This window comes from Bradyrhizobium sp. RDI18, from assembly GCF_043203335.1.
Taxonomy (GTDB): domain Bacteria; phylum Pseudomonadota; class Alphaproteobacteria; order Rhizobiales; family Xanthobacteraceae; genus Bradyrhizobium; species Bradyrhizobium retamae.
Genome location: NZ_JBICRN010000008.1, coordinates 2172823 through 2191892 on the forward strand (window position 1 = coordinate 2172823; position 19070 = coordinate 2191892).

The 19070-nt window shown below is 59.1% G+C and carries 16 protein-coding genes and 6 pseudogenes; 12 read left to right on the forward strand and 10 right to left on the reverse strand.

The genetic code is table 11. From position 1 onward, the window contains the following. Positions 1 to 251: 251 nt before the first annotated feature. The 3 genes and pseudogenes from ACFXS9_RS19560 to ACFXS9_RS19570 all read right to left on the reverse strand — a co-directional run. On the reverse strand, positions 252 to 560 hold the full coding sequence (locus ACFXS9_RS19560; protein WP_057847589.1) for a HigA family addiction module antitoxin: 309 nt from the start codon (positions 558 to 560) through the stop codon (positions 252 to 254). Positions 561 to 574: 14 nt separating this feature from the next. Continuing rightward, positions 575 to 870, reverse strand: a pseudogene (locus ACFXS9_RS19565) (type II toxin-antitoxin system RelE/ParE family toxin). A 262-nt stretch (positions 871 to 1132) separates the two neighbouring features. Then, positions 1133 to 1355: pseudogene (locus tag ACFXS9_RS19570) on the reverse strand (DUF3363 domain-containing protein); the annotation flags it as partial. A 610-nt stretch (positions 1356 to 1965) separates the two neighbouring features. On the opposite strand from ACFXS9_RS19570, the gene nodS reads away from it, so the two are divergent. From nodS to ACFXS9_RS19585, 3 genes are all read left to right on the forward strand, one after another. Further along, the gene (gene nodS / locus ACFXS9_RS19575) at positions 1966 to 2565 is read left to right on the forward strand and encodes a nodulation methyltransferase NodS (protein WP_057850273.1); all 600 of its coding nucleotides are present in this window, start codon (positions 1966 to 1968) and stop codon (positions 2563 to 2565) included. A gap of 73 nt (positions 2566 to 2638) precedes the next feature. After that, positions 2639 to 3052 (forward strand): transposase, encoded by a 414-nt coding sequence (locus ACFXS9_RS19580; protein ID WP_392691268.1) that lies wholly within the window; start codon positions 2639 to 2641, stop codon positions 3050 to 3052. Positions 3053 to 5657: 2605 nt separating this feature from the next. Then, the gene (locus ACFXS9_RS19585) at positions 5658 to 5816 is read left to right on the forward strand and encodes a hypothetical protein (protein WP_392691271.1); all 159 of its coding nucleotides are present in this window, start codon (positions 5658 to 5660) and stop codon (positions 5814 to 5816) included. A 708-nt stretch (positions 5817 to 6524) separates the two neighbouring features. Here ACFXS9_RS19585 and ACFXS9_RS19590 read toward each other — a convergent pair. After that, entirely contained in the window at positions 6525 to 7385 is an 861-nt protein-coding gene (locus tag ACFXS9_RS19590; protein ID WP_392691274.1) for a host specificity protein, read from the reverse strand. 817 nt (positions 7386 to 8202) lie between these two features. Here ACFXS9_RS19590 and ACFXS9_RS19595 point away from each other — a divergent pair. Beyond that, positions 8203 to 8838 carry a molybdate ABC transporter substrate-binding protein gene (locus ACFXS9_RS19595; RefSeq protein ID WP_392691277.1) on the forward strand — a complete coding sequence of 212 codons (636 nt, stop codon included), beginning with the start codon at positions 8203 to 8205 and terminating at the stop codon, positions 8836 to 8838. Between the two features lie 253 nt (positions 8839 to 9091). Further along, positions 9092 to 9268 carry a hypothetical protein gene (locus tag ACFXS9_RS19600; protein WP_156433478.1) on the forward strand — a complete coding sequence of 59 codons (177 nt, stop codon included), beginning with the start codon at positions 9092 to 9094 and terminating at the stop codon, positions 9266 to 9268. A 221-nt stretch (positions 9269 to 9489) separates the two neighbouring features. Here ACFXS9_RS19600 and ACFXS9_RS19605 read toward each other — a convergent pair whose 3' ends face one another. Both ACFXS9_RS19605 and ACFXS9_RS19610 read right to left on the reverse strand, forming a co-directional pair. Next, the gene (locus ACFXS9_RS19605) at positions 9490 to 9849 is read right to left on the reverse strand and encodes a hypothetical protein (RefSeq protein WP_392691280.1); all 360 of its coding nucleotides are present in this window, start codon (positions 9847 to 9849) and stop codon (positions 9490 to 9492) included. 83 nt (positions 9850 to 9932) lie between these two features. After that, a pseudogene (locus ACFXS9_RS19610) lies at positions 9933 to 10629 on the reverse strand (ROK family protein). A 1103-nt stretch (positions 10630 to 11732) separates the two neighbouring features. Between ACFXS9_RS19610 and ACFXS9_RS19615 the strand changes: the two are divergent. The 3 genes from ACFXS9_RS19615 (at position 11733) to ACFXS9_RS19625 (ending at position 12959) form a co-directional block, all read left to right on the forward strand. After that, on the forward strand, positions 11733 to 11945 hold the full coding sequence (locus ACFXS9_RS19615; RefSeq protein WP_392691283.1) for a hypothetical protein: 213 nt from the start codon (positions 11733 to 11735) through the stop codon (positions 11943 to 11945). A gap of 610 nt (positions 11946 to 12555) precedes the next feature. Beyond that, a complete protein-coding gene (locus tag ACFXS9_RS19620; RefSeq protein WP_392691286.1) occupies positions 12556 to 12783 on the forward strand; it encodes a VirK family protein in 228 nt (75 codons plus the stop codon). Beyond that, complete coding sequence (locus ACFXS9_RS19625) at positions 12780 to 12959, forward strand: hypothetical protein (RefSeq protein WP_392700337.1); 180 nt, start codon at positions 12780 to 12782, stop codon at positions 12957 to 12959. The genes ACFXS9_RS19620 and ACFXS9_RS19625 overlap by 4 nt, the downstream gene beginning before the upstream one ends. 22 nt (positions 12960 to 12981) lie before the next feature. Here ACFXS9_RS19625 and ACFXS9_RS19630 read toward each other — a convergent pair. Then, positions 12982 to 13116 (reverse strand): annotated as a pseudogene (locus tag ACFXS9_RS19630) (IS5/IS1182 family transposase); the annotation flags it as partial. Positions 13117 to 13130: 14 nt separating this feature from the next. Beyond that, positions 13131 to 13472, reverse strand: a pseudogene (locus ACFXS9_RS19635) (hypothetical protein). A gap of 481 nt (positions 13473 to 13953) precedes the next feature. On the opposite strand from ACFXS9_RS19635, the gene ACFXS9_RS19640 reads away from it, so the two are divergent. The 4 genes and pseudogenes from ACFXS9_RS19640 to tnpC form a co-directional block, all read left to right on the forward strand. After that, positions 13954 to 14301, forward strand: coding sequence for a hypothetical protein (locus ACFXS9_RS19640; RefSeq protein WP_392691289.1), 348 nt, complete (start codon positions 13954 to 13956; stop codon positions 14299 to 14301). A gap of 225 nt (positions 14302 to 14526) precedes the next feature. Continuing rightward, complete coding sequence (locus ACFXS9_RS19645) at positions 14527 to 14844, forward strand: hypothetical protein (RefSeq protein WP_392691291.1); 318 nt, start codon at positions 14527 to 14529, stop codon at positions 14842 to 14844. After that, entirely contained in the window at positions 14841 to 15014 is a 174-nt protein-coding gene (locus tag ACFXS9_RS19650; RefSeq protein ID WP_392691294.1) for a DUF885 family protein, read from the forward strand. The genes ACFXS9_RS19645 and ACFXS9_RS19650 overlap by 4 nt, the downstream gene beginning before the upstream one ends. A gap of 120 nt (positions 15015 to 15134) precedes the next feature. Further along, positions 15135 to 15871, forward strand: a pseudogene (gene tnpC / locus ACFXS9_RS19655) (IS66 family transposase); the annotation flags it as partial. Between the two features lie 213 nt (positions 15872 to 16084). Here the strand turns inward: tnpC and ACFXS9_RS19660 are convergent. Both ACFXS9_RS19660 and ACFXS9_RS19665 read right to left on the reverse strand, forming a co-directional pair. Then, positions 16085 to 17506 (reverse strand): M16 family metallopeptidase, encoded by a 1422-nt coding sequence (locus ACFXS9_RS19660; protein ID WP_392691297.1) that lies wholly within the window; start codon positions 17504 to 17506, stop codon positions 16085 to 16087. Further along, positions 17503 to 18966 carry a M16 family metallopeptidase gene (locus ACFXS9_RS19665; protein ID WP_392691300.1) on the reverse strand — a complete coding sequence of 488 codons (1464 nt, stop codon included), beginning with the start codon at positions 18964 to 18966 and terminating at the stop codon, positions 17503 to 17505. Before ACFXS9_RS19665 ends, ACFXS9_RS19660 begins: the two co-directional genes overlap by 4 nt. Positions 18967 to 19070: the final 104 nt, after the last annotated feature.

Here is a 19070-nt window from a genome sequence, read left to right on the forward strand (position 1 = left end):
CGGCCTGCCGGCACGCGGCCACGGCTCGATGCTGGCATAGTCGAAAAGATCATCCGGCAGGATGCCGGGACGCGACGGTCTTTGCTGGGTTTGGCGCGCGCTCGGGACATCCCGCCAGGATCGCGCGATCTGTCGAAAGCAAGAAGTAGCCTACTTTTACGCCACGATACCTAAGCTGCGCGATAAGCCGCGCAGCTTGAAAATACTTGCGTGGTGCGGGACCAGAGCTATTCATCGCAATTCATCGTCGACTACGCGGCGCGTTTCAGCGGACGAGCGCGTTCGATCCGCTGACGCTCCTTGGGGCTGTTCATCGCTTCCCAGAGATCGCTGCGCCGCTGCACGTTGAGCCAGAAGTCCGGGCTGTTGCCGAACACGCGGGCGAGGATCAGCGCGGTCGCCGCCGTCACGTTCCTGCGGTTGTTGCACAACTCGTTGACGTGCTTGCGCTGAACGCCCATCGCCTCGGCAAGCGCGCCCTGGGTCAAGCCCATCGGCTCCATGAACTCCTCTGTCAGTATCTCGGCGACCGTGGCCGGCTTGCGCTTCGTCGTCAGCATGGTTTGCCTCGCTCTCATCGGTAGCTGTGATCATCGAGATAGACGCCCGCCGCTTCGCCTCGCTTGCCGTCCCAGCGGAAGATCAACCGCCATTGCTGGTTGACGCGGATCGAATGGAACCCCGCCAGATTGCCGCGCAGCTTCTCGAAGTGATTGCTGGGCGGCACGCGTAAGTCCTGATCGGTCGTCGCATCGTCGACATCTGAAGCTTGCGGAATAACCGGGCTTCAAGATCGGGCGGGACGTTCCGCGAGCGGACATCATCCACAAAGAAGGCGCGTAGCCATTCATCCCGAAAGCCAACGATCATTCCAAGGCCAACATAGAGCCTATGTACCACCCTATGGGTCAAATTACAAGCCGCAACCTACCACTGCGAACCCCCTTCCACCTCGGGCATTGGAGCGCTCGCGCCCTCAATTAGCCTTACTTGCTTGGAGAGCCCAAGCCCGGGGCGGCGACGGCTGGTCCAGGCCGTCAGCCGCGCGCAGAGGAGGCGCGACAGCGGCAGCCTTGAAGAGTCGTCGCTGATCCGGCCCACTCGCGCCAAGCACGCAAGGCTTTCCGCTGCTTCACAAGCCCAACCCGTGTTTGCGTCCGAAGCTCCACTCGATGCCGCCGCTGTCGCGCATCACACCGCTGATGCTGGCCGATGCGCTTGTCGAGCACAGGCTGCTGCCAGGGGACGAACTGGAAGCCGAGGCCGTCGTCGGTCATGGCAAAGCGCCCGCTGGCGAGCGTGGCGATGCCCGCAAGCTTGCCGGCGACGAACTCACCCGGCTTGCTCGGTGTGTAACTGACGCGATCATCGGAGGAGCCGCCGCTGGCCTTCATCAAAAGTGGCATCGGCTCGAACGTTCGCCGCGGGCAGTGTTCGAGCGCGTCCAGTTCTGCGTCATGACGTGAGCTTTCGAGGCATTCGATGTCCGGCGAGGATCTTCGCCGGACCAACGTCGTGGGGGCCGTTCAGCATGTGCTGCTACGTCAAGACAGCCGGCTCATCATGCGCTTAACGCCAAATGCGTTCTTCGCGGACCATTACCGGACTGGATATGTTCCATCCAAACAATAGATTTTACCAATTTTGCCGCAATCCCCATAGTCAGACGCTGGCTAACTCAAGCATCAATCAGGAAAATGCGTGTGAAATGACATGTTGGTTTCAACACAGTTGCTGGATGATAGGCAAGCGCGACCGGATGATTGCCCAGCTGCGTCCTGGTGTGCGCCGTACTGGATTGGGACTGACGAGGTGCTCATGAGGTCTGCGAAAGCTGGACTGGAGGCTCTTCAATGGTCGGTAGACCCGCGGAGGCAGAGCTTTCCCGTAGTTCTTCGAGGCTGGTCTCGTTTGACAACATCGGCACGGGCACCCGATCGTGCATTCTCAGTCGGTAGGTGACTCATGAGTTCGGACAGCAAGCATCAATCGCTAGAGCAGGAACTAGCCGCCGACGATCCGTGGAGGCTCGACGGTAATCCATTCGAACGCGAGCGTCACTCGCAAATGCTCCGGCTATCGCTTTCGCAAGGCGTGATTTCGCACGCCCTCGAGGTCGGGTGCGCGGCCGGCGCGTTTACGGAAATACTAGCACCTCATTGCAAACGGCTCACAGTCATCGACGTTATGCCGCAAGCGATTCGTCGAGCTAGCCTACGGACGAAACGGTGGTCGCACATAACCTGGATGGCTTCGGACGTTCAGCAGTTTTCGACCGCCGAGCGGTTTGATTTGATCGTACTGGCCGAAGTCCTCTACTACCTTGGAGGCGTGGCCGAGATGCGTGCGACTATCCGCAAGTTGGTGCAGATGCTGGCGCCAGATGGCCAGCTGGTTTTTGGCTCAGCCCGAGATACCAACTGCAGGCGTTGGGGCCATGCCGCTGGAGCTGAGACTTGCATGCTCATGTTGAAGGAATCGTTGGTCGAAGTCGAGCGAGTGAGTTGCCAAGGTCAGTCGGCTAACGAAGACTGCTTGATCTCCTGCTTTCGGAAGCCGAATTGATGCCGGCTCAAGAGGGTGTCAGAAAGAATGTGTAAGCAGGCTTCTGTGAGTTTACCTTACCGAGGAGACTCACATGACGACCGAGACGACGTTTACACCTGAACTACTGGATCAACTGCTTGCTAACTATGAGAAGCCAGAAGACCTCACAGGTACGGACGGGCTTTTCAAGCAGCTGAAGAAGGCGCTGATTGAGCGGGCGCTTGGCGCGGAGCTGAGCGATCATCTTGGCTACGAGAAGGGGGACCCGGCCGGCCGCGGCAGCGGCAATAGCCGCAACGGGACCAGCGCGAAGACGATCCTGACCGAGGACGGCGAGATCGACATGGCTTTGCCACGCGACCGGGCCGGCAGGTTCGAGCCGCTATTGATCGCCAAGGGCCAGACCGGTTCGATCGACGACAAAATCCTGAGCCTCTACGCGCGCGTTAGCTTGCGCAAGATCATCACGACCCGCGGCAGTTTCCCAACGACGACGACGCGTTGAAGCTGCTTTATCTCGCACAAGAACGCCGGATTGAGGTGGCGGCGAGGTGTCGAGTGGACTGCCGCCATGGGCCAGTTCGCCATTCACTTCGGCTCGCGTTTTCCGGGATCAGCGCGATGACCACAATGTCCGCCTTATCCGGCGGCCCGAGTTTGGCCGATCAGCAAGCTCTGAAAAAGGCGGGCCTGCGGCCCCGCCTGCGACGGCTGCGGCTTTGACAGAGCTTGCTGCCCGGCCACTGTTAGCCACCATAGGATCAAATGACAATGTCCGGCTAATGCCAGAAACGACTGCAATCCAGCTACAGAGGCCTCTTACACAAATATCTGAACATTCTCTGCGCGCCCTTGTTCCTGCTTCCTTAAGCCCTTGAACGAGCTGCTCTCCGCCCATCATTCTCGACCCCTGGTTACTTCGGAGCGGCGGTGCGCGATCAGATATCAACCAGCTCCGTCTCAAGCTCAGACCGCCACGAGGCGTGGCTGATCTATGCACGAATCCCTAAGACGATCCGCCCTGTAGATTCCTGCCACCCTTCTTACCGACACCCGCGTAAAGAACATATGTATCCTCAATCGTGTAGTCAGCGCCCGCGAGGCAGCCACGCGCTAGCTCATTGACCGTATGCCGGATTGATCTTGTGTCACGGTACTCAGTGTTGAGGCACGCTGCGATGAGTATACTCTCTGCTTTGAGAGGCGCTACCCTGCTCAGGCGCGCCTCATTGATGCAGTGCAACGGCATCGGCAGACCTCCTCGCCAGTCCAGAGGACTCGAACCCGTTTCCCCGTTCTTGCAAGTTGAAACTATGACAGGAGCGCATCTTATGCGGCGCGATCTGCTGTTTTCAGGCGGTCGACTACTGCGGGTCCTACTCGATCGTATCTCCTGAGGCTGCGGGTCGAGTTTGTGTGCGCCACCCAACCACTTCTTGGTGCGGTTCGACATGCTTCTCATTTTTCGCTCGAAAGCGATCTGGTTCACCTTCCACGATAGACGTTGCGATTTGCACCGACCGAGCCCGCCGCCTCAGATGAAGCAAAAGCAGTACGCCGCCAAAAAGGCTCGTCATTATAACGGCCGTCATCAAAAGGCACGCCACACAGCACAATGCGGCTATATCCAAGGCCGATCGCAACCAGAACGGCACCCAATCCAGACGTGCCGTGTCCTCCGTAGGGCCAGACATGCTCGCTATAACCCGCTGCTCTTCTCGATGCGTGATAAGGCTAATCGTTCACCGCCTATTGACGGATCGGCACCCTAAGGATGCGAGCTGACGCCAAGCTGATGAGTTTCCCCACGGCAACGATATCGTCTGGCGGGAGTCCCAGCCCTTGTCGATCAGCCGAAGGGATCTGAAAACTCCCCGAACAAACATCAACAAGCATCTTAGATGTAATGAAGAGAGTTGTTCGTCTATCGCAGTTGTCGTTCCTACCGGAATAGATGCGGCGGCGCTCCTGTTGGGGCCCTCAAATCGTTGTAGGAATACGGGTCTCATGATAGCCCCCCAATCTGTGCAAGCAACATTGCCGTTTCAGATGGATCAAGCCCGACGACGCCTACGAAACTAGCCGGTGGCATTGGAATGTCCCGACGAGTCGGCTTCCAGAGATGCAGGCAATACCGGCTGTTATTCACGTATTGCGAATGAGGAGGATGCAGCTGCATCACGCACTCCTCTTCATCCCAAAACAGGTCTTTGACGAAGCACATCTCTTCCCAGTTCGGACAACGTCGCGGCGTAGAGACGGAGACATGCTCCCAACCTGGGCGAACAAGTCCGACTATCCTGAGCTTGCAGCCACAAGGCCCCTGAACAAAAAAGAGGCCGCTAGGACCTGACTCCGGCGCGCTGGCGAATTGGCCATATCGTACGCGGCCGGCCTCGAGCTTTTTCTAGAGCTTGTGCTCTCACGTCGCCTCCTTTGCCTCGCTTGATTTTCGAACAAACTGCTGAGCAAACCGTAGTGTAGATCATCTCTCTTCTTCCGCTTCCAATGCCGGCAAGCACATGCAACCGGGCGGCTTGCTTCTCCTTGAACCGGTAAAGAACCTCCATCGAGAGGCCGGTACAAACTTTCGCCATCTCCTTCACCTTTACTGAGAAGAACGCGTACGTTTCCTCACGGATATGGTCACAAAGGTGCTTTTCAGCTTGCGAGTTTGGTTCAGAGCACCAGATCTTCTTTTTTACCTCACCACATCAACGCACCGCCGGAAACAGCTGCTCTTCCAGTTCAGTCACGGCCGGCCGACGGAATGAGCTCCCTTGAATGCCGGGATCATAAGGCGACCGTTTCCGAGCTTGATCCCGCCGTCGAAGGCGCAGCGGTGCCCGTTGAACCTGGTGAACGGTCTCGGCAAGTGGCCGGACGAGCCAGGCTTCTCCCAAGCCTCAGTCGCAATCGCTCGTGATGTTCTTCGAGCCGACGAGCTCGCTGCTTACACTTACCAAGCGCTAAACAGCTGGTGAAGGGATCCAGCGAGCGGCCGCGCCAACGCACAGTCGGGTCGGCTGTAACATGTAACGGCAGTTGAAGGCCACCCCTTGCGCTTCCGCAGGATGCTCACCTCAGACGCTTTATCGACGAACAGACCAATGTTCAAATTGCCCTTTGATACAGTTCTGAATGCCACTCGTGATGAGATCGCAGTGCGCATCATTGAAACGCTGCGCAAGCTTGGCTTGGCTTGGCTTGGCGCTGCGCTCAATCGCGCCGTCTTCCAACATACTCAAGGACTGCTGCAACGATACTGAATTGGGAGCGATCGAAGCAGCCCTTGACTGAGGATAAGCGGTCCGCTGAACAAGAATGTGCAGGCAGAGTATCGCGAAATGGCGTCCCAGCGAGCAGTAAGATCAGCAATTGAGGGCAAGACATTTCGCTATCCGTGAATGACGTCTGGATGAGGCGCGGAAAGCGGAGCTGCGAGCAGCAGCTGAGCCCCTCCTCGGCTCGACGACCAAGTGAGGCAATTGGCGGTATTGATCCACGAACAGCGCGATCTGGTTTGCATCACGCGCGGGTGTTTTTCATCGATCTAGGCCCAGACTGGTTTCATCGCTTGCTCCTCCCCTAGCGCGCCGGATTAATGTCGTTGAAGCCGCAGATCGCAGGCGGCAGCGACATTCGGCTTGGCCGTTGGCGGTCATGAGGAGGCACACCTCAATTGATCGTCCGGCGAAGCGCCCTGCAAGAGTCGCCATCGATGGTGGAGCGTTCAAATCCCAGAGAGTTGCCAATGAGGCAAAAAGTAGCTCAGAGCAGCTGACTAGGGCTTCCAAAGAAGCTGCTCTGCCGGCAAATTCGAGAACCGCCGCCGCTTCCAATTTATTCCGCTCGCGCGCCGCATCGAGAGCACACCCGCGCGTGGCGGGCGCTCCCGTTGCAGCGCCCCTTCCCGGTGCATGCCGCTACGAGAAGTCGGCCACTTTCAGGCCAAGCCGCACCCGGCGCGACTTCTGCTAGCCAGTCCCCGGGCCTAAATTGAGCCGGTCGAAGTACCAAGAAGGATCGTCCCCCGACGAATCCGTTTCGATGTATTCTTCGCCCGAATATTTCTCGACACTTCCTTCGTTTTCGTCATCGCTACTCTCGACTTTGGAGAGATATAGCCGAGGCTTGTCCGCCCGCTGCCATTTTCCCTCATCGTTCAGCGTCCACTTGTCGGGATGCTGCCTAGGGTCAAGCACATATTCATTGTCCCCCACGTGAACAAAACCCATCTGCTCTAGACGGGGCTTCACCTCATCCGTGGCAGGACGCGACATGACCAACGCCCGCTTGCCGTCAAGCCGAAGTTGATGTTCCAGCAGAACATCGCCTGCGTTCTCGACGAGCGGATGAGTAACCCGGAGACCGACAACGGACGAGACGTGTTTTCGCCCAGGAAAGTGCCGCTCCCACGCCTCCCCTCCCATGCGACGTCGACCTTCGGTCTTTAGAAGCCCGACACTCTTGTCACCCAATTGATAGCTGAAATATCGCGCATAGTCCGAATCCTCTACGGTGGATCCGGCTCTGGCGACCATCGCTGTGCGCTCAGCCTTTTCGGAAACGAAATCCGAGTATTCTTGCGGATTATCGGCTATGTGCTTGATGTCCTTACCGTAAAAATTTCTCAGTTCTTCCCTGAATGACTCCCTGTCAATCTCATCGATGGGAGGTTCGGAAATGAGGGAGTACGGCCGTGCCGCCCCCGAGGACGAACCAGGCGCCGTAAGCGTTTCCGTAAACCTACGGCCATCTGCTGATAGCTCCGATTCATCGGCCTGGCTCGCGCTTGGAACTTGGCTGGAAGAACCAGTGATTCTGCTACTATACATGCGGTTCGCTCTCCCTATCGCAACGTACTGGCCTACTCGAAGACCTGTGGACAATGATAGGCGCGCGAGCTGACAATAAGCTGACGCACAGAGGGGGCGCATCACCCTAGCCCCACCGTGCCACACCAAGGCAAGGAGCGGCTGGCCTTTCCAGAGCTACGCTCATGCGCCAGAAGTCAGGGTCCTTCCCTCCGCCGGCGTTACCCGGTTTCAACGGTACCGCAACCCTGTCCGACTCCGCCGCGGACCGCCGCCAATTGCGACGTTGAAGACGTACGGCCCACTGGATTGCTCAACCGCCCACGGCGGCCTTTGTCGCAAGGCTTCAACCCGCCCGATTGCTCAGACAAGCCGCTTGCCAGCTACCAGATCAAACCGACTACTGTCTGGGTGGTACCTTCCTCCACTGGTGATCCGCGCCGTTGGGGCGCACTGAGAATGAGGGAAGTACTTTTAGCGCCAGTGACGGACGTCATTCTTCAGTCAATTCGACGGCGAGCCGGTGGTGAAAGGCCGGCGCTGAATGTAGCCGCTGGATTGAACCCACAATGCGAAAGCATTGTTGCCGTCTTGGCGGCACGAGGAAAACCGGCATCATTTGTCATCTATCTTGTCGTACCAGTCGTGTCCGGTTGCGGACGTTGATGTGGAGAAACCGACTACTGCACCTAAATTATTCCGCGGGTGCCGCTTCGGGCACGTGCTTTTTCTCCTTCAAGCGACGCGCAGAGCACTTTCGCGTTCGGCACGCCGATTGCTGAGATGAAGATGCCGCAGTTAAAAGGCGGCGCGCTGGTCACCGACCCAGGAATTCACAATGAGACTTGCTCGATTGATCTTGATCAATGCGGCGTTGAGGCTAGTCGTAACTGTACAAGCGGCAGACATTAATGTGGCCCTCGCCGCCAACTTAACCGCACCGACCAAGGAGATAGCCTCGACCGTCAAGCGGACGGCTGGTCACGGGGCAGCTATGAGATCGGGCGCGAATGGACAATGTTACAACCACGCCACGAAAGGTGCGCAATTTCAGATCTCGGCCGACACGCGATCAACGGAGCTGGTCGTGGATGAAACCGTACTACCGGAAGGCCGCTTCATCGACACGATCGAAAACCTCCTACTTTGGAAGAGTGCGAATTTCGTGAACGGGGCGGAGACGTCCAAGAGGATGGCCTTGGCAGAATTATCGATCTGCCCCGCCGAGACACTTTTTAAGGTAGGCGTGATCGAGTCAGTGAGTTCGCCCGGCGTTCATGAGGCCATGCAGCCGAAGGACATCGAGGGCGCGACAGTCACGCGGGCGGATCAATACGAGATCGGCTATGACGAGCTCGCCTTCACGAGATTTCAATTGATTGGTGATGAGGCCTCGCGCTGGCTGATGCCGCAGGAGCTCCATGGTCCGATTGAGCAAGGTGCCGCGCCGTTGAAGGGCAGCGCCGACCGCTAAGCAACGCTGGGGTTCATCGATCTCCGAAAGGCCTGAGGCTCACGTGATCATTGAGCGCTATGGTTAGGCGCTCGAGAGCCAGACCTGGACCGCAGGTCGGCTGGGATCTGGTAGTCGGCAAGGCTGACGATCTGGCTCGCCAGCCTCACGACCGTGATCCTATCGGCATCGGGATGGCGACGTTCACTTGACTTGATGATCTTCGATTTGCTGGGACCCTAATCGACTAGCGCAGCGCAAGCATGGGATACGGATGACGCACTGGGGCAAACCAAAACCGCGCGTGATTGAAGGCGGTCAGGCCGATCGCCCATTGCATGCTGATGCTTCGCAGCCGCGGATAGTGTGGAACTTCTGGCCGCTTGCGGCGGTCCTCCTCAACGCGCTCCTGTGGGTCGGCATCTGCGGGGTCATCTACGCGTTCTCATGAGCAAGACGGCGTGGCCAAAGCAGCCAAGTTAGCGCCACAAGGATGGGCGCGTTGGCAAGCGCCATCTGGCATACACGCCTGAGGTCATCGACTGACCTCTCCCAGCGGGTCGCGAATATTGGAGGCACGTGCGTACGCACGCCAGTTGGATTAGCCCAACTTAATCGGTCATCAACGCCAGACGCCGCAATACGCTTCGCCATTGCGTCCTACGGACCTAATCAGCCGCAATTCCAGATCGGCCCGATCGGCGTCCGCGTCCAGCACGGGCCAAAGCTGCCGCCATTGTAGCGGCCGCCGTAAAAGCCGGGCCGGCCGAAATAGTGCCAGGCGCCATCATACCCGTAGTAACGGGGGACCGGGTCAATGTACCAACGGCGCCGGTCGCGGCGTGCCAATCGCCGCATCGCGTCTTTCTGGGCGTAAAGTGGAAGGCTGTCGTTCAGCGGCTGCTGGTAACCTGGCAGGAAGCCATAGCCGGGCCAGCGCGGAGCCGGCCGCTTTTGAAGCGGTGCGGCCAGAGCGGCGACTGATAACAGCGATAGGACGATAGCAGTGAAGAGACACACAAGGCGGGACATGCGAACACCATAGACAGTCGATCGTCGAGAGGCCATTCAAATCTAGGTGCAAAGCTCACGCGCCTATGCAGCTCCGGCATTCTCTATCGCCGTACGCTGGACGATCTAACCGGCCCCTTCTTCCACAGCCGATATCCGCCCTCGAACGCGTTGGTGTTGACGCCGCGGCGGACCTTGCGCGGCAGCTTGTCGATCTTGCCGGCGTTGTCGCCGCCCAGCATGATGTAATCCGGCTCCAGCGCAACGAGCAGACGCTTGATGACGTTGCGCGTTGCCATTTCTTCCTGCCAACGCGCTTGAGGGCTGCGGCGCCGACGTATTGCTCGAACGTCTTGCAGTACGGCAGATGCGCCAGTTCCATCGGTTCCAGAATGCCGTCCACGATCATCGCGGAGCCAAGACCCGTTCCCAGGCCAAGGAACAGCATCCGGCCGCCCTGGTAGCTGCCGATCGCCTGTATCAGCGCGTCGTTGACGACCTTGGTCGGGCGGACGAAGGCCTTTTCAAAATTGAAACCCGCCCACCCCTGACCGAGAGGCTCCGAAAAGGGCCGGTTGTTATTGACCACAGGTCCGGATACCCAACCGCGATGATGTCATAGGACCAGTCCTTCGTCAGCGCCTTGATCTTCCTTACCATTACTTTCGCCGATAGCTGGGGACCGGACGCAAACGCGTGCCTGGTTCGCTCCGTGCTGGTCATGACCTTCACGCGCGAACCACCGATGTCGATCACGAGGACCGTATGCCGTGTCGCCCGCTTGGCCGTTTTCTTCGCCATGAATTCGCGCCCTGCTCGGTCGGATGATCATAACGCCAGCCGATACGCACCTGAACCAGACAGACACGCAGCACCACAGCTTTGTTCTCCATCCGACTCTATTTTGTTCGCAAGGAACGAATCGGAATCGCGCAAATCAGCGCGGGCGAATTCTTAACAACGCGTTTGCTTCGTGCTTGCACGCGGATGCAGCCGAGCAAGCAGCCGCATGAAACGAAGCAAGCATAGCCCGGATCAGCAGGGCGCTATCCGAGCCTGCTTGGTCGATCGATCTTACCCTAACCCCCCGCCCTCCGGCTTGATCCCCGCCTTCATGATCGGCAAGAGGCGCGCTCCTCGCTGTCGCGAAAGGCCGATATCTCCTGCGGCGTGGTCGGGTGGCGGCCCCTATGCGATATGCGGGGCTGCTACGGCTCTTGCGTCAGATCTTCAGTATACGTGCTGAATATGCTGGCGAGCCGTGCATTTCCCAAGCGTAACACAGCCTGAAGTGGCCACTATGTAATTCCATCCCCAAGATCAGCCACAAAATCGATTACAATGTAACGCATCGGAAGGATCGCCATGAACGGAAATCCATGTTCCGGGGTTTGGTGCTGGGAAACCTTTTGCAGCCTCCGTTCAGGACCGCGCGTAGAAGCGCGGCCGTTTCGATATCGAACATAGGAGATTCCCTATCCGGTAGTAGGAACAACAGACAGGCTAATCGAGATGTTCGGAATTCGCACACTCTATTTGAGCCCTGCAACTCAGTCCTAACAATGCAACTTAGGCGCGTTGGCGAACGCGCTCTCCAAACAGTGGTGGCCCTGCCAGAACCACAGAAAGCGCTTTTGATGTTGCACAAGCGGCAATGCACAGTGCCCCACCTCGCACAACGCGAGTGAAACGGCACCGTTGTGTCGGTCATCGCACAAACGGCTGCATCCGACTTAACATCGATGAATGCGGTCGAGCGTCGATCTCCTATGCTGAAACAGCACCGGCCCGACGCACACTGCCGGGTATGAGGTGTGTCGGGCCGGTTGGGGCATGGCGCGGCACCTGGCCGTGTCCAACCCAGATAAACCCGTGCAAATGATATGCCACACGAAAAGGCGCCGATGATCGGCGTCGAAATCGCCAATGTCCGGCTACACGGATTTTCATTTGCGGGCGGGCGCGCGTACGTATGGACAATCGCCTCCGGGCTTAGTTTGCGTTACGCCATCAAGATCGATTTGATCGGTGGCCGGACGATTGCCGAATTTCGACGTCGGGGAGACTTCGTTTACGCGGCCTGTGGCCAGAGGGACGCCGATATCCGAACGGATTAGATTTACTGCGTCAACAATCATGACGGCGCATGAGCTTCCATTTCGATTGCGCAGCACGGACATCTACGTAGCGTCTTAAGCAAGTATTTTGCTCGTCGTCCCACCGCATCAGTTTCGCCGGCCGTCCATTCCCCGACCATTTCTTCGGGCGGCAGCGGTCCCTGCCGGGCGGCCACACGGAGTGCTCGGCAAGATGCCCGTTTCTTGAAGGCTCGTTCGAAACTCTTCCGCTTACGCTCATATGAGAGTCCTAACTGCACCCTCTCGGTCATATCGGCCTCCTTTGCATTCACGCATTATTGCCGTTCGTACTTTCGACGCTGCCACCCGCTGGATCAAACAGTGCAGAGGGTGTCACAAATGGTGAAGCCACTTCGCAAACCTTACGTACGAGGTTGTGAGGTTGGATTATCCTTCAACGACTTGCGCGCGGTTGCGACACGTGTAGTTGTTGCGAACCGAATATGTCCAGAATCCGCCAGGCTGTTTGCGAACACGACATCGGGCAAGTTGGCGCTTGCGTGGCCTGCGGTTGTTGTGGAGGAGAACAGCGTATGAAGTCAGTGGCAGACGCCTGTCGATCCTGTTGTCCTTGCTTTCGGCTGTAAGCGTGAGCACGATCGCCAAGGCCGATGGGCCCTCGCCGAAATACGCCGAGGTGCTCAGTGCCCTGCAGGCCGGCAAGAATGTGAAGCTCAGACTGGACCTGAACCGCTGTACCACCGTCGATGGCGGCAAGCCCGGGCCGGCCACACAGGCCGGGTTGGTTATAAGTGCCTTCAGGGTGACCGCCCAGAACGGCATCAGCTTTGCCAATGCGCATCAAACCGTGGATTGACGGAATACATTCCGCCACAGCTCAGCCGCGAAGGCAAGCTTACGGTGCGGGCCTCCAAGCTGACCGCCGGGGCGACCGAAGTCGTGAATCAGGGCGAATTCATCTGCGAACTGCCGGACGGCGCGAAGTTCGTTTGGGACACTGCGCAGGGCCACGGTGCGGCTTCGCTACCCTGATCCTTTCGAGTGGAGATCTATCGAGCCATAACACGGCAGCCGAGATCGTGATGACGGCCAGGTCGTTTCTGGCCGTCTTTTCGTAGCCGGTCGCCACGCGGCGAAATTGCTTCGGTTTACCGAAGCAGCATTCGATGAGGTGATGCTGACCTGCCAGGGCTGTTGAAGAACTCAGCCCCGTTCGCAAACGAAGCTTGAATCGTCGCCATTGTGTATGAAGAATTGGCCGACGAGCCTGCCCGCAGTGCCGATCATAACCGATCCGCGACCGCAGGCGGGGTCATTCTCGTCGTGTCCTTCCCATGAGAAACTTTGAGCAGGCCGAACCGTCTTGCGCGCTGTAGCGGACGTCGAGAAGGTGCTTCAGCGCACCGAAGGCGATTTCACAATCGGACTTACCCTTGAGGGTGAGATGCGCCTCTTCGACAAGATCGAGGAAGTCGCTGTCCCAGTTGTCCATTTCGGTGATGCGCCAGCGGCAATGGCCTGGGCGAAGCCGGGCACCTTGGCCATCAGCCGGCCCCGGCAGCCGCACCAGATGAAGTCCTCTGCATCGCAGGCAGGCGGTTACGCCTGCATGGTCCGTCAAATTTGAGTATGACTACCTGCATTTTGGCGGGCCGAGTGTCGCGACCGCTCCGACCGTGCAGTTTCCACCGCTTGCAATTCTTCCGGCGAACACAACCAGCCTATCGAGCAACTATCACATTGGAAAGGTCGGGTTGAACTACCACTTTGGCGCCGACCCGCGGGCGGCGCAATGGTCTGACGCGCCGCTGTATGCAAAAGAACCCACCAGCGTGCCGCCCATTGCGTACACGGCCGATTGGTCATTCGAAGGCGGATCGCGGCTCTGGCTCAGCCGGGGAAGATTCCAATGGGACCATAGCGCTGTGCCTCATATACCTGGAGATCCTAGCATTCTTATCTCGAGGCTCACTTATCACGGACTGGACGGACTTTCCGGAGAACTATTTGGCCGTCTTGACAGCCCGTGGGGAATATTCCTGAAGGGCAATATTGGCCTCGGGCGCTTCAACAAAGGAACAAAGGAAACATAAACAATGAAGATTGGGGCATCGAACGCTCGTTGCCCTATATCAACAACGTATCAGGCCAGGCCAACGGAAGGTTCACATACTACACGGCCGACGCCGGTTACGATTTGCTGCGCGGCACCAACTATAAGGTCGGCGCATTCATCGGCTGGCCTTATTACGGCCAGAGCTCCGACTCGACGGGATGCGTGCAAATCGCCAACCCCATGTATATATGCCGGCGCCGGCTGACAGAATCATTGGCAGCCAGCATACTAACTGGGATGCATTTCATGTCGGTCTAAGCGCCGAAACCATGCTCACGGAGCGTTGGCGCTTAAGCACCGACGCCGCTTACCTGCCGTGGACCAATTACAGGGGTCGTGACAACCATCTCTTGCGCCATATGACCCACTTCACTGATCAACGCGGGAATGGTGGCGGGGGGTACATCTCTCGCCTCGAGGGCGTCCGCAGGTTGGTCGCACAAGTCATCGATGGTGTCGAGTTGCGTTCTCGCAAGGGGATCCTTGCTCCCCGGTTTTGTTTACGACAAGGTCATCCGGGATTGTCGCATTCTTCTGGGCGGCGTGCCCTTTCATGCTTCAGGAAACGACTCGACGTGGCTTGCGGACTTCCGCGCGAAGATCGAGGCGCTGCCCATATCTTACGTGATGAAGCCCAAGCTTATTGAAGCAGCCATCGAAGCAATGATCAGGTTCGTCCAGCCGGCCTACGTCGATTTGATTGCGGCGGCGGGCCGGCTCGAGGCCTCGTCCAGCACGGACGATGGCGCCTGGAAGCCCCCAACGGGGTTGAGTTCTACGCGCAGGCGCTCAGGCACATGACCACGACGGAGCTGTCGGCGACACAAATCCACGAGTACGGGCTGGAGGAGGTCGCCCGGATCCACGGAGAGATGGAAAGATTAAAGAACTCGCTTGGCTTTGGTGGCGACCTCGCCGCTTTTTTTCGAGCACATCAAAACAAGCCCCAAACTTGTCTATCCCGATACTGAGGAGGGACGGAGCACCTACCTCCGCGAAGCCTCCCGCGTTATGGATGCGATGTACCGCAATCTCGGCATTCTTTTGGCAGGCTTCCCAAGGTTGGGTGCGTATCGCGATCCGATGTCCGTGAGCATCCACAAAAACATCTGGCCCGGTTCAGTGGAATCCTCCGGGCGGACTGCTACAACGGCTTCGAGCCGCTGTTCGATCCGAAGAAGAAAGCGCTGCCGATCATGCCGGCATTTTGCCTCGCGCATGCGAGGCGAAAGTTCTTCGAGCTGGCCGACATCGCAAAAAATGCCCGGGAGGGCAAGAAGGGTAAGCCGATCTCCCCGATAGCGCTGGAGGCGGTCAGACGCCTCGATGCACTCTTCGTCATCGAGCGCGAGATCAACGGCTTGACCGCCGCCGAGCGGCTTAGCGTGCGACAGCAAAAGAGCAAGCCGCTGTTCGATGCGATGCACGAATGGATGACCACCGAACGCGCCACACTCTCGCGCTCCTCCGCGGTTCGCGAGCCGATCGACTACATGCTCAAGCGCTGGGCCGACTTCGCCCGCTTCCTTGATGATGGCAGAATCTGCCTGACCAACAACGCTGCGGAAAGAGCGCTGCGCGGTATCGCTCTCGGAAGACGCAATTGGACCTTTGCCGGTTCTCAGCGCGGACAGACCGCGCCGCTGTCATGCTGACGCTTCTCACCACCGCACGCCTCAACGATGTCGACCCGCAAGCCTGGCTCGCCGATGTTCTGGCCCGTATCGCCGATCTGCCTGCCTCGCGCCTGCACGAGCTGCTTCCTTGGGAATGGAAAAGGCTACGCGCGGTCGAAAAAACCTCTGATCAGCGGTCCGTTGCAACCTGAACGTCTCAACCGGCTAGCGACCATCATAACCCAGACCGTCTATGCGCGCGCGTAATCGTTGCGCGGCAGTCGTCGGATGCGTAACGACTAACTGAAGTGACGGGCTCTCGCGAGGCCGCCCCTTGATGTAGGCAGGTCGGACGTCGGCCAAATAACGGCTATATGACAGCTTGTCCTTAACGCGCACCGAATGTCACCTCACGAACACAAAGGTCAATTGGGTGTTGCCGGCGTTGCGGCGGATGGCGCGGCAGCCGGCTGTGCTGTGGACGGCGGCGTTGCGGCCGATGGCGCGGTGGTCGACCGGGCTGCGGCCAGTGGGGAGCGGCCGACGATGACGGTGAGCAGACCCTGGCCCCACAGCCGCTGCGCCGCCTTCCTGGCATCCTCCAGCGTCACCGCATCGACGAGCGCGCAGTGCTTCTCGATATAGTCGATCGGCAGCTTGTCGATCTGGTATTGCAGCAGCGCCTGCGCAAGCTTTGACGAGGTATCGAGCGCCAGCATCTGCGAGCCCTTCAGGTACGACTTGGCATTATCGAGTTCCTGTTGGGTCGGGCCTTCCTCAGCCATGCGACGGACCTGCTTTTCGATCTCTTCCACCGTCTCGCCGGCGCGATCGGCGCGGGTGCCGGTATTGCCGACGAACAGCGCGGAATGATCCATCCACAAGAGCGTCTCACGGACGGAATAGGCGAGCCCACGCTTCTCGCGGATTTCGCGGAACAGCCGCGACGACAGACCGGCGCCGCCGAGGATCTGGTTGACGACATAGGCCGCCATGAAATCCGGCCCGCTGCGGCGGACGCCGGGACCACCGAAGGTCACGACGCTCTGCGGCACGTCGAGCGGAACGTAGACGCGCTGCGGCGGCTTTGCCGCAACCACATCGGGGACCTCTGTCAACTGCGCCTTGGCCGGCAGGCTGCCAAAGGTCTTGTCGAGCAATTTTCCGAGGCTCTCTGGATCGACGTCGCCGACCACCGCGATCTTGAGCGTGTCCTTGGCGATCACGCGGCGGACATAGTCCTTCAGATCGGCGACGTCGATCTTCGGCACGCTCTCGACCGTGCCTCCGGCCTGGCGGCCATAAGGATGATCGTTGAAGGCGACTTCGAAGAACTTGCGATCGGCGAGCGTTGAAGGATTGGTGGAGTCACGCCGAAGCTTCGCGAGCACCGCGGTACGGATCCGTTCGACATCGGCCGCATCGAAACGCGGCGAGGTCAGCGCCATTCGCAAAAGGTCGAAGGCCTCGTCCCTGTTGTCCTTGAGCATGCGCAAGGAGCCGCGAAACTGATCGCGGGACGAGTCAAAGCTCAGCTCAATGGCGCGGCGATCGAGCCGCTCGTGAAAGCTCTTGGAATCGAGATCGTCGGAGCCTTCGGCGAGCAGGCTGGCGACCAGGTGACCGACGCCGGGCTTCTCAGCCGGATCCTGGCTGGCGCCGCCGCCGAAGGCATATTTCATCGCGATCAGCGGGACGGTGGCCTCCTGCACGAACCAGGCTTCGATGCCGCCGGGCGAGATCAGGCGCTGGATCTTGGTAGCGGCAAATGATGGTGCAGAGCCGAGCGTCGCGATCGCGAGCGAGGCCCCACCGAGGACGGCACGCCGAGTGAGAGAATAGGTCACGAGCGCTTCTCCTTACGTTTGGGCGCTGATTCCTTGATCAGATAGCCGGTCACCGAGCGTTTCTTGTCGAGCCATGCTTGCGCGGCCTCGCGCACCTGCTCGGCGGTGACGGCCCGGATGCGGTCCGGCCGGCTTCGGATATCGTCGATGCTGAGCCCGGTGGTGAGCACGGCGCCATACCAGCCCGCAAGCGCCTCTTGGTCATCCTGGGCGTAGATCGCTTGCGCAATCAATTGGGTCTTGACGCGCTCGAGATCCTCGGCGCGCGCGGGATTTTGCGCGAGGTCGGCGATCACCTTGTCGATCGCGTCCTCGATCTTGGCGAATTCGACGCCAGGTTTCGGCGTGGCCGAAATCATGAATTGCGAGGCATCAAGCGAGGTGCCCTGGTAGCTCGCGCCCGTGCTGATGGCGAGCTGCTTGTCGGTCACCAGCACACGGTAGAGATAGGAGTTGATCCCGCCGCCCATCAACTGCGCGAGCACCTCGAGCGCAGGGCTCTCGCCTGCGGCCGCAGTGGTAGCCGACGGCACCAGGTAATAGCGGCGCAAGGACGGCTGCTCGACGCGGGGATCGGAGAGCGTCACGGTGCGGGGTGCCGCGGGCGTCGGCTCCTGTGGCCGCACGCGCTTCGCGGGGATCGCGGGCTGTGCAGGAATGTCGCCAAAATTCTTTTCCACCATCGGGCGGATTTCCTTGGGATCGACGTCGCCGGCGATGATCAGGATCGCGTTATTCGGCGCGTAGAAGCGCTTGTAGAACGCGAGCGCGTCCTCGCGGTCGAGCTTCTCGATCTCCTGGCGAAAGCCAAGATTAGGGCGGCCGTAGGGGTGGTTGAGGTAAAGCGCCGCCCTGATCTGCTCGGTGAGCCGCCTATCGGGATTGTTGGCGACGCGCATGTTGAATTCCTCGAGCACCACGTCGCGCTCGGACAGCACGTTCTCATCTTTGAGAATGAGGCCGGTCATCCGGTCGGCCTCAAATTCCATCATCTTGCCGAGCTGCTCGCGCGGCACGCGTTGGTAATAGCCGGTGTAGTCGGGCGAGGTGAAGGCGTTCTGATTGCCGCCGACGCGCAGAACGGTCTGGGAGAATTCGCCGGGCGGATGCTTGGCTGTGCCCTTGAACATCAGGTGTTCGAAGAAATGCGCAAGCCCCGACTTGGCCGGCGTGTCGTCGGCGGAGCCGACCTTATACCAAATCATATGGGTCACGACCGGGGTGCGATGATCGGGGATCACCACTACCTGCAGGCCGTTCGCAAGCGTGAAGCTTGCTGGTCGTTCCGAGGTGACTGTGATCTGGGCAAGCACGCTCCTGTTTTCAGGAACGTCCCGGAGGCTAGGATTGCTGCTATTATCCCTTTTGTATTCGACCGCCAGCGCGGTGGGCGTCGTCAAGGCCATTGCAACAGTGGCCGTGCCTAGCAGCTTGGTTGTCACGGAACTCCAATTCTTCATGGCATCGCCTTTGGTCACATCGAGATACACATTCTGCAACGGCCGATCCCGACAAAGCAGAGAGCCGCACACCGTTGGCAAACAAGGGAGCAAAAGCCGGGCCA

Coding starts and splice junctions, on each gene's coding strand:
- ACFXS9_RS19600 (WP_156433478.1), top strand. CDS start 9,092: ATGACGCACTGGGGCAAACCAAAACCGCGCGTGATTGAAGGCGGTCAG.
- ACFXS9_RS19605 (WP_392691280.1), bottom strand. CDS start 9,849: ATGTCCCGCCTTGTGTGTCTCTTCACTGCTATCGTCCTATCGCTGTTA.
- ACFXS9_RS19615 (WP_392691283.1), top strand. CDS start 11,733: ATGATCGGCGTCGAAATCGCCAATGTCCGGCTACACGGATTTTCATTT.
- nodS (WP_057850273.1), top strand. CDS start 1,966: ATGAGTTCGGACAGCAAGCATCAATCGCTAGAGCAGGAACTAGCCGCC.
- ACFXS9_RS19585 (WP_392691271.1), top strand. CDS start 5,658: ATGTTCAAATTGCCCTTTGATACAGTTCTGAATGCCACTCGTGATGAG.
- ACFXS9_RS19560 (WP_057847589.1), bottom strand. CDS start 560: ATGCTGACGACGAAGCGCAAGCCGGCCACGGTCGCCGAGATACTGACA.
- ACFXS9_RS19580 (WP_392691268.1), top strand. CDS start 2,639: ATGACGACCGAGACGACGTTTACACCTGAACTACTGGATCAACTGCTT.
- ACFXS9_RS19650 (WP_392691294.1), top strand. CDS start 14,841: ATGACCACGACGGAGCTGTCGGCGACACAAATCCACGAGTACGGGCTG.
- ACFXS9_RS19665 (WP_392691300.1), bottom strand. CDS start 18,966: ATGAAGAATTGGAGTTCCGTGACAACCAAGCTGCTAGGCACGGCCACT.
- ACFXS9_RS19590 (WP_392691274.1), bottom strand. CDS start 7,385: ATGTATAGTAGCAGAATCACTGGTTCTTCCAGCCAAGTTCCAAGCGCG.
- ACFXS9_RS19595 (WP_392691277.1), top strand. CDS start 8,203: ATGAGACTTGCTCGATTGATCTTGATCAATGCGGCGTTGAGGCTAGTC.